The organism is Paraburkholderia sp. Tr-20389, from assembly GCF_017104565.1.
Taxonomy (GTDB): domain Bacteria; phylum Pseudomonadota; class Gammaproteobacteria; order Burkholderiales; family Burkholderiaceae; genus Paraburkholderia.
Genome location: NZ_JAAGPD010000085.1, coordinates 1 through 13,074, shown reverse-complemented (window position 1 = coordinate 13,074; position 13,074 = coordinate 1). Strand labels below are relative to the sequence as shown.

13 protein-coding genes, 1 other RNA gene and 1 pseudogene are annotated in these 13,074 nt (G+C 60.8%); 13 read left to right on the top strand and 2 right to left on the bottom strand.

Translation table 11 applies throughout. The features are described from left to right. The first annotated feature begins 117 nt into the window (after positions 1 to 117). From G3N95_RS39630 to G3N95_RS39600, 7 genes are all read left to right on the top strand, one after another. Positions 118 to 1,074, top strand: coding sequence for a LysR family transcriptional regulator (locus G3N95_RS39630; protein ID WP_205975516.1), 957 nt, complete (start codon positions 118 to 120; stop codon positions 1,072 to 1,074). Between the two features lie 163 nt (positions 1,075 to 1,237). After that, a complete protein-coding gene (locus tag G3N95_RS39625) occupies positions 1,238 to 2,530 on the top strand; it encodes a Glu/Leu/Phe/Val dehydrogenase (protein ID WP_205975515.1) in 1,293 nt (430 codons plus the stop codon). A 371-nt stretch (positions 2,531 to 2,901) separates the two neighbouring features. Further along, entirely contained in the window at positions 2,902 to 3,795 is an 894-nt protein-coding gene (locus G3N95_RS39620; protein ID WP_205975514.1) for a glutamate/aspartate ABC transporter substrate-binding protein, read from the top strand. 88 nt (positions 3,796 to 3,883) lie between these two features. Next, positions 3,884 to 4,624 (top strand): amino acid ABC transporter permease, encoded by a 741-nt coding sequence (locus G3N95_RS39615; RefSeq protein WP_205975513.1) that lies wholly within the window; start codon positions 3,884 to 3,886, stop codon positions 4,622 to 4,624. Continuing rightward, on the top strand, positions 4,624 to 5,301 hold the full coding sequence (gene gltK, locus G3N95_RS39610; protein WP_205975512.1) for a glutamate/aspartate ABC transporter permease GltK: 678 nt from the start codon (positions 4,624 to 4,626) through the stop codon (positions 5,299 to 5,301). The genes G3N95_RS39615 and gltK overlap by 1 nt, the downstream gene beginning before the upstream one ends. Continuing rightward, positions 5,298 to 6,023: an amino acid ABC transporter ATP-binding protein gene (locus G3N95_RS39605; RefSeq protein ID WP_205975511.1), complete on the top strand. Its 726-nt coding sequence runs from the start codon at positions 5,298 to 5,300 to the stop codon at positions 6,021 to 6,023. The genes gltK and G3N95_RS39605 overlap by 4 nt, the downstream gene beginning before the upstream one ends. 266 nt (positions 6,024 to 6,289) lie before the next feature. Continuing rightward, complete coding sequence (locus G3N95_RS39600) at positions 6,290 to 6,784, top strand: hypothetical protein (protein WP_205975510.1); 495 nt, start codon at positions 6,290 to 6,292, stop codon at positions 6,782 to 6,784. A gap of 58 nt (positions 6,785 to 6,842) precedes the next feature. Here G3N95_RS39600 and G3N95_RS39595 read toward each other — a convergent pair whose 3' ends face one another. Continuing rightward, complete coding sequence (locus G3N95_RS39595) at positions 6,843 to 7,748, bottom strand: class II glutamine amidotransferase (RefSeq protein WP_205975509.1); 906 nt, start codon at positions 7,746 to 7,748, stop codon at positions 6,843 to 6,845. 203 nt (positions 7,749 to 7,951) lie between these two features. On the opposite strand from G3N95_RS39595, the gene pyrC reads away from it, so the two are divergent. The 3 genes and pseudogenes from pyrC to rnpB all read left to right on the top strand — a co-directional run bounded on the left by pyrC (position 7,952) and on the right by rnpB (position 10,324). Continuing rightward, on the top strand, positions 7,952 to 9,016 hold the full coding sequence (gene pyrC / locus G3N95_RS39590) for a dihydroorotase (RefSeq protein ID WP_205975508.1): 1,065 nt from the start codon (positions 7,952 to 7,954) through the stop codon (positions 9,014 to 9,016). 15 nt (positions 9,017 to 9,031) lie between these two features. Next, positions 9,032 to 9,859 (top strand): annotated as a pseudogene (locus tag G3N95_RS39585) (DUF3025 domain-containing protein); the annotation flags it as partial. A gap of 51 nt (positions 9,860 to 9,910) precedes the next feature. Continuing rightward, an RNA gene (gene rnpB, locus G3N95_RS39580) (RNase P RNA component class A) lies at positions 9,911 to 10,324 on the top strand. Between the two features lie 76 nt (positions 10,325 to 10,400). On the opposite strand, the gene G3N95_RS39575 is transcribed toward rnpB, so the two are convergent. After that, positions 10,401 to 10,823 carry an OsmC family protein gene (locus tag G3N95_RS39575; RefSeq protein WP_205975507.1) on the bottom strand — a complete coding sequence of 141 codons (423 nt, stop codon included), beginning with the start codon at positions 10,821 to 10,823 and terminating at the stop codon, positions 10,401 to 10,403. A 603-nt stretch (positions 10,824 to 11,426) separates the two neighbouring features. Between G3N95_RS39575 and rplM the strand changes: the two genes are divergently transcribed. The 3 genes from rplM (at position 11,427) to erpA (ending at position 12,894) form a co-directional block, all read left to right on the top strand. Next, the gene (rplM, locus tag G3N95_RS39570) at positions 11,427 to 11,855 is read left to right on the top strand and encodes a 50S ribosomal protein L13 (protein WP_028371847.1); all 429 of its coding nucleotides are present in this window, start codon (positions 11,427 to 11,429) and stop codon (positions 11,853 to 11,855) included. Positions 11,856 to 11,866: 11 nt separating this feature from the next. Beyond that, a complete protein-coding gene (gene rpsI / locus G3N95_RS39565) occupies positions 11,867 to 12,259 on the top strand; it encodes a 30S ribosomal protein S9 (protein ID WP_012401937.1) in 393 nt (130 codons plus the stop codon). A gap of 269 nt (positions 12,260 to 12,528) precedes the next feature. Further along, a complete protein-coding gene (gene erpA / locus G3N95_RS39560) occupies positions 12,529 to 12,894 on the top strand; it encodes an iron-sulfur cluster insertion protein ErpA (RefSeq protein ID WP_007587442.1) in 366 nt (121 codons plus the stop codon). Positions 12,895 to 13,074: the final 180 nt, after the last annotated feature.

Below are 13,074 nucleotides of genomic sequence, written 5' to 3'. Positions count from 1 at the left end.
GAATTTTACCACTTTAGGACATCGGGCCCGCCTCGTGCCCCGGCATCGATGCGCGTGCGCCTTCGCGGCGCCGCTAGAATGCAGGCTTTCCGTTACTGGTGGGAGCGCTAGGTCCGTATGGAACTGAAATGGCTCGAAGATTTCGTGTCGCTGGCGGAAACGCGCAGCTTCAGCCGCTCGGCGGAATTGCGGCACGTGACGCAGCCCGCTTTCTCACGCCGCATCCAGGCGCTCGAAGCCTGGCTCGGCACGGAACTGATCGACCGTTCGGTCTATCCGACGCGCCTCACCGCAGCGGGCCAGGTTTTCTACGAGCAGGCGCTCGCGATGCTCTCGCAGTTCCACGAGGCACGCACGCTGCTGCGCGGCCATACGGCGACGCCCGCCGCGACGATCGAATTCGCCGTGCCGCATACGCTGTCCCTCACGTATTTCCCGCGCTGGCTGCAGCGCATCGAGGCGCAACTCGGCTCGATTCACACGCGGCTGCGTGCGCTGAACGTGCACGATGCCGTGCTGTCGCTGGTTGAAGGCGGTTGCGATCTGGTGATGGGCTATCACCATCCGAGTCATCCCGTCGCGCTCGATCCCGCGCGCTACGACATGCTGACGCTCGGTATCGAAACGATCAGCCCGTTCTCCGCACCCGGCAAGGGCGGACGCGCGCGCTACACGTTGCCGGGCACCGCCGAGGCGCCGACGCCGTATCTGTCCTACACGCCGAATGCGTATCTGGGCCGCATGACGGAAGTGATCTTCGCGACGGCGCCGGGACGCCTGTATCTCGATCGCGTGTATGAAACGGACATGGCCGAAGGACTGAAGGCGATGGCGCTCGCCGGACACGGCGTCGCGTTCCTGCCGCACAGCGCGGTCGAGGACGCCGTCGCGGAGGGGAAGCTGATTCGCCTCGACCGCGCAACGCGCGGCGTCGCGCAAGGCCAATTCACGCTGACGATGGAAATCCGCCTCTATCGCGACAAGCTCGCCGTGCAAGCCGACGACGCGCGCCAGCAACTCGTGCGCGCGCTATGGGATGTCGTGAGCGCCGAACTCGCGCAAGCTTCGCGGTAGACAACAGTCCATTGCCCGGCTCGCCAATAACGGCCTCGCGACATGCATTTGCGCTTTCCGCAGCGTTATGCAAGAAAAACATAATCGGATGACCAAACGGCATTGGACCCTTTCAGGGCTTTTTTTCGACAATGGCGTCACCCGATAAAACGCTGGAGCGTTCATGTCTACCGCGGCAAATCTGCAGTCCATCCCGTCCTACCTTCATGCCGACGATCTCGGCCCTTGGGGCAACTACCTTCGTCAGGTCGATCGCGTCGCGCCGTACCTCGGCTCGCTGTCGCGCTGGCTCGAAACGCTGAAGCGCCCGAAGCGCATTCTCGTCGTCGACGTGCCCATCGAACTCGACAACGGCACGGTTGCTCACTTCGAAGGCTATCGCGTGCAGCACAACGTGTCGCGCGGTCCTGGCAAGGGTGGCGTGCGGTATCACCAGGACGTGACGCTGTCGGAAGTGATGGCGCTGTCCGCGTGGATGTCCGTGAAGAACGCAGCCGTGAACGTGCCGTACGGCGGCGCGAAGGGCGGCATCCGCGTCGATCCGCGCACGCTGTCGCGCGGCGAACTCGAGCGCGTCACGCGCCGCTACACGAGCGAAATCGGCATCATCATCGGACCGAACACCGACATCCCTGCGCCGGACGTGAACACGAACGAGCAGATCATGGCGTGGATGATGGACACGTACTCGATGAACCAGGGCCAAACGGCCACGGGCGTCGTGACGGGCAAGCCGATCACGCTCGGCGGCTCGCTCGGCCGTCGTGAAGCAACGGGCCGCGGCGTGTTCGTCGTCGGCTGCGAAGCGGCGCGCCGTATCGGCATGGATATCGAAGGTGCGCGCATCGCCGTGCAGGGCTTCGGCAACGTCGGCGGCATCGCGGCGCGTCTGTATCAGGAAGCGGGCGCGAAGGTCGTCGCCGTGCAGGATCATACGGGCACGCTGTACAAGGAATCGGGCATCGACGCAGTCGCACTGCTCGAACACGTCGCGAAGCATGGCGGCGTAGGCGGCTACGCTGAAGCAGACACGATCGCGAACGAAGACTTCTGGACGATCGAATCGGACATCCTGATTCCCGCCGCGCTGGAAAACCAGATCACCGAGAAGAACGCGGGCAAGATTCGTACGAAGATCATCGTCGAAGGCGCGAACGGCCCGACCACGACGGCCGCCGACGACATCCTGCACGACAAGGGCATTCTCGTGATCCCCGACGTCGTCGCGAACGCGGGTGGCGTGACGGTTTCGTACTTCGAGTGGGTGCAGGACTTCTCGAGCTTCTTCTGGACGGAAGACGAGATCAACGAGCGCCTCGAACGCGTGATGCGCGAAGCGTTTGCAGCCGTGTGGCAAGTGGCGAGCGAGCAGAAGGTGTCGGTGCGTACGGCTGCGTTCATCGTTGCTTGCAAACGCATCCTTCAAGCGCGCGAAATGCGCGGCCTGTATCCCTGATACATGCGCGCAGCCGCCGTATATCAGATACGCGGCGAAGCTGGCGCCCGTCGATGACGCGGCGCCGGGCAACAGCGTCTTTCCAGCGCGATTTCACGAAGTCGCGCAGAATACCGGGCGGACGGCACTTTCGGGTGCCGTCCGCTTTTTTGCAATTGAAGTCGCTCGAACCGGGTTGCCGAAACCGGCAAAAACGACGCAACCGATGACGTTTGCATCGACCGGTGAAGGCGCTGTAAGCCAATACCGGCGCCGCCGCCGCGCAAATTGGTGGCTTTATGCAACACTGCGCGCGGAACATGGTTAACAACCATACTTTCAGAATAATTACTGAGATACACTGGCGCCGGTTCTTGCCAAGGAGATCACAAATGAAGGTTAAAAAAGCTGCGCTGCTTCTCGCGACTCTGGGATTGTTCACGGTAGGCGCGCAAGCGCAGGACGCCGGCACGCTGAAGAAGATCAAGGACACGGGTGTTATTTCGCTGGGCCACCGCGAATCGTCGATTCCGTTCTCTTACTACGATGACAAGCAGAACGTGATCGGCTACTCGCAGGAATTCGCGCTGAAGGTCGTGGATGCCGTCAAGCAGAAGCTGAACATGCCGAACCTGAAGGTCAAGCTGACCCCGGTCACGTCGCAAAACCGTATTCCGCTGGTGCAGAACGGCACCGTCGACCTCGAATGCGGTTCGACCACCAACAACGCCGAGCGTCAGCAGCAAGTGTCGTTCTCGAACACGATCTTCGTGATCGGCACGCGCCTGATGACCAAGAAGGATTCGGGCGTCAAGGACTGGGCCGACCTGAAGGGCAAGACGGTCGTGACGACGGCGGGCACGACGTCCGAGCGCCTGCTGCGCAAGATGAATCAGGACAAGAACATGGGCATGAACATCATCAGCGCGAAGGATCACGGGGAATCGTTCCTGACGCTGTCGACGGGTCGTGCCGCTGCATTCATGATGGACGACGCACTGCTTGCAGGCGAGCGCGCGAAGTCGAACAATCCGGGCGATTTCGTGATCGTCGGCGAGCCGCAATCGCATGAAGCGTACGGCTGCATGCTGCGCAAGAACGATCCGGAGTTCAAGAAGGTCGTCGACGATGCGATCGCGAAGGTCGAAACCTCCGGCGAAGCCGCGCAGATCTACAAGAAGTGGTTCGAATCCCCGATTCCGCCGAAGGGCCTGAACCTGGCCTTCCCGGAAAGCGATGACATGAAGGCGCTGTACAAGGCACCGAACGACAAGGCAATCGACTAAATCTCGAGCAACCGTTAGTCAGTCAACGTGTTGAACGGAACGGAAGGGGCAGTCGCTTCTTCCGTTTCTTTTTGTTGGAGTCTTCGTCATGTCATACCACTGGAACTGGGGCATTCTGCTGAGTCCGGTTTCCACCGGCGAGCCGACCACCTATCTCGGCTGGCTGCTGTCCGGCCTCTGGGTGACGGTCACCGTTTCGCTGTCCGCGTGGGTGATCGCGCTGATCGTGGGTTCGCTGTTCGGCGTGCTGCGCACAGTCCCGAACAAAAAGCTCGCGGCGATCGGCACCGTCTACGTCGCCATCTTCCGTAACATTCCGCTGATCGTGCAGTTCTTCGTCTGGTATCTGGTGATACCGGAACTGCTGCCCGTTTCGATCGGTACTTGGTTCAAGCAACTGCCGCCCGGCGCGCAGTTCTTCTCGTCGTCGATCATCTGTCTCGGGCTCTTCACGGCCGCACGCGTGTGCGAGCAGGTGCGCTCGGGCATCAACGCGCTGCCGCGCGGTCAGCGTGGCGCGGGTCTCGCGCTCGGCTTCACGCAATGGCAGACGTATCGCTATGTGCTGCTGCCCGTCGCTTACCGGATCATCGTGCCGCCGCTCACGTCCGAGTTCCTGAACATCTTCAAGAACTCCGCCGTCGCATCGACCATCGGTCTGCTCGATCTGTCCGCTCAGGCGCGCCAGCTCGTCGACTACACGGCGCAGACGTATGAGTCGTTCATCGCCGTCACGGTCGCGTATCTGCTCATCAACCTGATCGTGATGACGCTGATGCGCATCGTCGAAGCCAAGAGCCGGCTGCCTGGCTATATCGGAGGCAAGTGATGCATCATTTCGACTGGAGCGGTATTCCGGGCGCACTGCCAACGCTGTGGACGGGCGCCATCGTCACGCTCAAGATCACCATTCTTGCAATCGTGATCGGCATCGTGTGGGGCACCGTGCTCGCGCTGTTGCGCCTGTCCGGGGTCAAGCCGCTGGAGTGGTTCGCGAAACTCTACGTGACGCTGTTCCGTTCGATCCCGCTGGTGATGGTGCTGCTGTGGTTCTTCCTGATCGTGCCGCAGGTGCTGCAGAACGTGCTGGGTCTGTCCGCCGACATCGACATTCGACTCGCTTCGGCGATGGTCGCGTTCTCGTTGTTCGAAGCCGCGTACTACTCGGAAATCATCCGTGCAGGTATTCAGGCCGTGCCGCGCGGGCAGGTGAACGCGTCGTACGCGCTCGGCATGAGCTACCCGCAGGCGATGCGCCTCGTCGTGCTGCCGCAGGCGTTCCGCGCAATGGTGCCGCTGCTGCTCACACAAGCCATCGTGCTCTTCCAGGATACGTCGCTCGTCTATGTGATCAGTCTCGCCGACTTCTTCCGCACCGCCACGAATATTGGCGACCGTGACGGTACGAACGTCGAAATGGTACTGTTCGCCGGTGCGTGTTACTTCGTGGTCTGCGTGGTCGCGTCGAGCCTTGTCAAAAGTCTTCAGAAAAAGGTCGCAAGATGATCTCTATCAAGAATGTGTCCAAGTGGTACGGTCAGTTCCAGGTGCTGACCGACTGCACGACGGAAATCAAAAAGGGCGAAGTGGTCGTCGTGTGCGGCCCGTCGGGTTCGGGCAAGTCGACGCTCATCAAGACCGTGAACGGCCTCGAGCCGTTCCAGAAGGGCGACATCGTGATCAACGGCCAGTCGCTCAACGACAAGAAGACAAATCTGTCGAAGCTGCGCTCGAAGGTCGGCATGGTGTTCCAGCACTTCGAACTGTTCCCGCATCTGTCGATCACCGAGAACCTGACGCTCGCGCAGATCAAGGTGCTCGGCCGCTCGAAGGACGAAGCGAACGCGAAAGGCCTGAAGCTGCTCGATCGCGTCGGCCTGCGCGCGCATGCGGACAAGTATCCGGGGCAACTGTCGGGCGGTCAGCAGCAGCGCGTGGCGATTGCGCGCGCGCTGTCGATGGACCCCATCGCGATGTTGTTCGACGAACCGACTTCCGCACTCGATCCGGAAATGATCAACGAAGTGCTCGACGTGATGGTCGAACTCGCGCAGGAAGGCATGACCATGATGTGCGTGACGCACGAAATGGGCTTCGCGAAGAAGGTTGCGCATCGCGTGATCTTCATGGACAAGGGCCTCATCGTCGAGGACGACCGCAAGGAAGACTTCTTTGCCAATCCGAAATCGGATCGTGCTAAAGATTTCCTCGCGAAAATCCTCCACTGAGATCGCGCTTCGATCGCAAAAATGCCGCTTCCTCGGAAGCGGCATTTTTTTCACCCCGACAATTATCTTGCAGCTGTCTTGCTGTTCTCTTGGTTGATGCGGATTTTCATTATGTAGTTATTAGGAGTATTTATTACTTATGAATGGGTAATCGGAATCGTCTCATTTGATCCACGCTCCCGCGAGCATAAGCTTGTCGGCGAAATGTGATGAGCGCGAGTGGATTGCCGTCGCTGCTATCCGTTTCGATCGAAAAGAGATAGTCCATGAAAGTGTTTTTGTTGAGCGACCTGGTTGTTCACGAGCTGGTTTCAATGCAGTTCGACGGGAAGTGGCTGACGTCCGAGCAGTTCCAGGAGTCGGCGCGGTTGTGGGTTTCACGTCACGGATTCGGAGATCAGTTATCCAAAGGATTTCTGGCAACGTTGCGATCCGAGGCGATTCAGATCGCGGAGCGTCTGATGCGGGGTGACGGCGTCGAAGGGCAAGCGTCGCCGCCAGAACGTCTGCTGTTCGACATTCATGCTGTCAACTACGCAGATCCATTGAGCGCGAGCGCGCTGGCGGCGAGCCTTGAGACCTGTCGCTCCAGGTTGTGCAATTGCTGGTCCGAACGCGCTGAGCAGAATGACGCGAAGGGGCGGCACGAGGGCGGATGGCGTTGTCCCCCGGCGTTGCGGCAGCTTTTGTGTGGGACGCCGACGGCGCACGGTAAGCCGCCCAGCACCGATATTGCCGGCGTGGAGAAGCGCGAAGCATGACGCCGCGCCGTGCATCGCGGTGTACGGCGTAATTTCGGCCGATCGGCCGATAAAACGATCAGGATTCGTACGCTGCCGCGTCGTCGGATTCGAGATCGGCGACGGAAGCGGCGGGCAGCATGCTCGCCGATGCGCTGGGGTCGCAAGCGGGGTTGCGCGCTTTCTCCAGCACGGCGGGCGGCACGGGAACGTTGGCCCGCGCGATCACTTCGCCATGCTGGAACATCAGCAGGTCGCCCGGCTCGAACGCCGTCCAGATTTCGTCATCGGTCAACGGCTGCGTGGCGATCACGGCGACGCGGTCTTCGGGGGTCGTGTACTTGGCGAAGTCGATCGAAACGTCCGCGTCGACCAGATGCGCAGTCGAAAACGGCCAGCTGCGCACGAGGTAATGCAGACGCGTCGAGCAATGCGCGAACAGCGCCTGGCCATTCGACATCAGGAAATTGAACACGCCGAACTGGGTGATTTCCTTCGTCAGCGTTTCGAGCGCGGCGAACAGTTCGTCCAGCGGCGGCTGCGAACCAGGAAACGCCTTGCGCAAACCTTGCAGCACCGCACAGAACGCCAGTTCGCTATCCGTGCTGCCGACAGGCTGATAGACGCCCGACAGCACCGGGCTGTAGTTCTGCAGATCGCCGTTGTGCGCGAAGATCCAGTGCCGCCCCCACAACTCCCGCATGAACGGGTGGCAGTTTTCGAGCACGATATGTCCTTGCGTCGCCTTGCGGATATGCGCAATCGTGTTTTTCGACTTGATCGGGTAGCGCTTGACCATCTCGGCGATCGGCGAGGTGGCCGACGACTGATGGTCGATGAACAGGCGACAGGCCTTGTCTTCGAAGAAGGCGATGCCCCAGCCGTCGGAGTGGTGGTCGGTGACGCCGCCGCGCGCCGCGAAGCCGGTGAACGAGAACGTGACGTCCGTCGGCGCGGCGCAATTCATTCCGAGTAGTTGGCACATGATGCGGAAGACAAGCCTTTCTAACGAGGTATGAGCCCGCGTGGGCCGACCCGTTACAATGATGATTTTCCAAGCATATCACCGAGCCAGAAACGGCAAAAAGCAAAATAGACGGGTGTTTTGGCTGCATTTGTGGAAAGTGCTCGTCAGTTATGCCGTCAGTCGTGCGTTTGCCGTGTCTGTGCCGTTCGTGAGTCCCCGCCATGACTGCCTCTACCGCTGCTTCCGTCGATACCCTTACGCTCGCCCGTCCCGACGACTGGCACCTGCACGTCCGCGACGGCGCGATGCTGGCCGCCGTCCTGCCGCACACCGCACGCCAGTTCGGCCGCGCGATCATCATGCCGAACCTGAAGCCGCCCGTCACGACGACGGAAATGGCACGCGCCTATCGCGAGCGCATCGTCGCGGCGATTCCCGCCGGCGTGAAGTTCGAGCCGCTGATGACGCTGTATCTCACCGACAACACGCCGCCCGACGAAATCCGCCGGGCACGCGAGAGCGGTTTCGTGCATGGTGTGAAGCTGTACCCGGCGGGTGCGACGACGAACTCGGACGCAGGCGTCACCGACATCCGCAAGTGCGCGAAAACGCTCGAAATGATGCAGGAAGCCGGCATGCCGCTGCTCGTGCACGGCGAAGTGACGGATTCGTCGATCGATCTGTTCGACCGCGAGAAAGTGTTCATCGACCGCGTAATGACGCCGCTGCGCCGCGATTTCCCGGCGCTGAAAGTCGTGTTCGAGCACATCACGACCAAAGATGCCGCCGACTATGTCCGCGACGCGGGCGCGCCGCCCGAACTGCTCGGCGCGACGATTACCGCGCATCACCTGCTGTACAACCGCAACGCGATCTTCCAGGGCGGCATTCGTCCGCATTACTACTGCCTGCCTGTGTTGAAGCGGGAAACGCATCGGGTGGCGCTCGTCGAGGCGGCGACGTCGGGCAATCCGCGCTTCTTCCTCGGCACGGACAGCGCGCCGCATCCGAAGGGCCTGAAGGAACACGCTTGCGGCTGCGCGGGCTGCTACACGGCGCTGCATGCGCTCGAGCTGTACGCGGAAGCGTTCGACACGGCGGGCGCGCTCGACAAACTGCAAGGTTTTGCCAGCTTCCACGGCGCGGATTTCTACGGCCTGCCGCGCAGCGAAGAGAAAGTGACGCTGCGCCGCGAACAGTGGACGCTGCCCGCCGAAGTCGAGGCTGGCGATACGCCCATCGTGCCGCTGCGCGGCGGCGAAGCGATCGGCTGGAAGCTCGTCTAAGGGCCGGCAGGCGATATGTCGGTCGGTGCAGTTTCACCGGACGGCGTGCTGAAGCGCGCCGCGCCGGGTTTCGCGGATATCGACTGGTCGCGGCCGTGGTTTGCGCCGGTGGCGGCGCACGGCGTGCGCTGGCAACAGGCCGCGCTGCAGGGCGCGGCGGAGCAACTGCGCGCGATGAACGCGGACGCGACGTCCGTCCATATCACGACGGGACGCGGAAAGCGGCTTGCCTTCATTCCGCAGGACGCGCTGCCGCCCGGCACGGCGTACGAGGCGCATATCGCGGCAACGGGCTGCGTACCGACGCGCTACAACCTGCACGATTTCTTCAATGCGCTGACGTGGTTTCAATTTCCACGTATCAAGGCGGCGCTGAGTGCGCGCGGCTCGGCGGTAGTGGATGCGCTGGGCATCGGTCCGACGCGCGGCGGCATACGCGACGCGCTGACCGTATTCGATGAGAACGCCGTGCTGTTCGCTTGCTCAGACCCGGCGCTGAGCACAGCGCTGCGCGCGTTCGACTGGAAGACGCTGTTCGTCGAACAGCGCCGGGCGTGGGACGAGCGCTGCGAAGTGCGCTGTTTTGGGCATGCGTTGCTGGAAAAGCTCGTCACGCCTTACAAGGCATGTACGGGGCATGCGTGGATCGTCGAGGTGCCTTCGGCGTATTTCACGTGGACACGGGCTGCCCGCGACGTCTTTCTCGATGACACCGTCGCCGGCGTACTGCTCGAAGGCGCTGGGTTCAGCAGCCGGATGTTCGCGCCGCTTCCCGTGCTCGGCATTCCCGGCTGGTGGGCAGACAACGAGACGGAATCTTTCTACGCCGACCGTTCCGTATTTCGCAGCGGCCGCCGGTCCCGCGTCGTTCCGGATGGTAAAATCGCGGCCAGCAAAGCAGGCCAGGCAGTCGCGGCCTCGCTGGTTTCGGCCGGCGAGGGCGAGGAAAGTCCGGACTCCACAGGGCAGGGTGATGGCTAACGGCCATCCGTGGCGACACGCGGAACAGGGCAACAGAAAGCAAACCGCCGATGGCCCGTCGCAAGACGGGATCAGGTAAGGGTGAAACGGTGCGGTAAGAGCGCACCGCGGCTGCGGCGACGCAGACCGGCACGGTAACCTCCACCCGGAGCAATTCCAAGTAGGCAGGCGCGCATCTTCGCGATGCAGGATGGGGCCCCCGTCTCGTCTGCGGGTAGGAAGCTTGAGCGCGTCAGCAATGGCGCGCCTAGAGGAATGGCTGCCACGCGTGAAGCGCTTTCGGGCGCGTCGCGTGCACAGAATCCGGCTTATCGGCCTGCTTTGCCTCTCAAATGACAAATGCCGGCGTCCGTTGGGACGCCGGCATTTTCTTTTTCGGCTTCGCTAATGCGTGGGCTGGCGATCAGCCCGCGACGATATCGAACGAATGCGTGAGCTCGGCCGTCTTCGCGATCATGATCGACGCCGAGCAGTATTTGTCGTGCGACAGATTGATCGCGCGCTCCACCGTCGACGGATTCAGGTTCTTGCCCGTCACCGTGAAGTGGAAGTGGACCTTGGTGAATACCTTCGGGTCTTCGCTTGCGCGCTCGGCCTTCAGCGTCACCGAGCAACCGGTGATTTCCTGGCGACTCTTCTTCAGGATCATCACGACGTCGTATGCGGTGCAGCCGCCTGTGCCGAGCAGCACCATTTCCATCGGACGCGGCGCCAGATTGCGACCGCCGCCTTCAGGCGCGCCGTCCATCGCGACGAGGTGACCGCTGCCCGTTTCGGCGGCGAACGCCATGCCGTCCTGACCCATCCAGCTGACTTTGCATTCCATGCGTGTACTCCGGCTCACAAGCTTAGATTCGAGAAGCGCATTGTAGCCCGACGGGTGATGGCTCGCCCGGAGCGACATCGGTGGCAGGTTATGCCGGGTCGAGGTTGTTTGTTGCGCCGCCGCATGTTCCGTGCATAGGGGATAGCACGGACCATTTGGGGATCGTTGTCCGATAGTCACGTGGGTGCGGAACTCGCAAATATCAAGTAACACATTGATTTTAAACGGAGTCGTGGATATTGCGGGTTTGGCTTCGAGATTTCAAATTATGAAAACGGATTTCGCATTGCAAATGTTCTTGCGTCGCACAAGCCACAGTCATATAATCCGTTCATTGGTTGTCGCAGTTCGACAATCTCCGCATGTCTCCTCCACCCTCCTCCTAAGGTGGATTAAGCCCGAACCGCTAGTTCGGGCTTTTTTTCGTCCGTCGTTCCCAGATTCCCTGCATCCTTTGACTCCCCGGTGCAAATTCCTTTATAATCATCAGCTTTTCCGCATTCGTGCCCGCGGAGGAAGAACAGGGAGAGCCTGCACGCGCCTCGATGCGCACTTACAAGCAGGAAAAAAACACAGGGCGCAGCATTTATTTTTGGATCGATCATGAAGACGTTTTCCGCAAAAGCCCATGAGGTGACGCGTGAATGGTTTGTGATTGACGCGACGGATAAGGTTCTCGGCCGTGTCGCCAGCGAAGTGGCACACCGTCTTCGCGGCAAGCACAAGCCTGAGTTCACTCCGCACGTCGACACCGGTGATTTCATCATCGTTATCAACGCCGGCAAGCTGAAGGTCACGGGCAACAAGACCACGGACAAGAAGTACTATCGCCACTCGGGCTACCCGGGCGGTATCTATGAAACGACGTTCGGCAAGATGCAAGAACGCTTCCCGGGCCGTGCGCTCGAGAAGGCGGTCAAGGGCATGCTGCCGAAGGGCCCGCTGGGCTACGCGATGATCAAGAAGCTGAAGGTCTACGCAGACGCAACGCATCCGCACTCGGCTCAACAGCCGAAGGCGCTCGAGATCTAAGGGGAGCCCACATGATCGGTAACTGGAATTACGGTACGGGCCGCCGCAAGAGCGCAGTTGCTCGTGTCTTCATCAAGGCTGGCAAGGGCGACATCGTCGTCAATGGCAAGCCCATCGCTGACTACTTCTCGCGTGAAACGTCGCTGATGATCGTGCGTCAACCGCTGGAACTGACGAACCACGGCACGACATTCGACATCAAGGTCAACGTATCGGGCGGCGGTGAAACGGGTCAGGCAGGCGCAGTTCGCCACGGCATCACCCGTGCGCTGATGGACTACGACGCAACGCTGAAGCCGGCACTGTCGAACGCTGGCTTCGTGACGCGTGATGCACGTGAAGTCGAGCGTAAGAAGGTTGGTTTCCACAAGGCACGTCGCCGCAAGCAGTTCTCGAAGCGTTAATCGTTTCGGGCTGGCCCTGTTTCAGACAGGGCTTGCTGCAGAAAGCCGCCAACGCAGATGCGAAGGCGGCTTTTTTATTTCTGCCCCTTTTATTCGCTTTCGTGCGCAGAGTCGGCCCACATCGGGCGTACGGGGGACATGGCTTACACATCCCGCCGCTCGGATCCGAGCCAGCCGTCCTGCATAAGAACCTATTGATTTCATGGGCATCGGCACGATATCGGGAAGAGCAATACAATAGCGGCTAGAAGCTATTTTGGAGAGTTCGCATGGACGCAGTGACCGACACCCCCGTGACCGAGATGCCGGCACCGTTCGTCTTTACTGACGCAGCGGCTGACAAGGTCAAAGAACTGATCGAAGAAGAAGGCAACCCGGAGCTCAAGCTGCGCGTTTTCGTGCAGGGTGGCGGCTGCTCGGGCTTTCAGTATGGTTTCACCTTCGATGAAGCAATCAACGAAGACGACACCGTGATGAACAAGAGCGGCGTCCAGTTGCTGATCGACTCGATGAGCTACCAGTACCTGGTGGGTGCTGAGATCGACTATAAGGACGACATCAACGGTGCTCAGTTCGTGATCAAGAACCCGAATGCCACGACCACTTGTGGTTGCGGTTCGTCGTTCTCGGTCTGATCGCGGCTTACTTCGCGCTTTTCGTCACTTAGGTGACGGCAAAACGGGGCTTCGGCCGTAATGCCGTTCAGTTAAGCGACTGAACGGCATTTTGTTTTTGGCGCAAACCGGTTGTAAACGGGACGCGGCGATGTTAACTTTCATCGCCATGCTGGTCGATGATCTGCGCCTGCTTGTTGA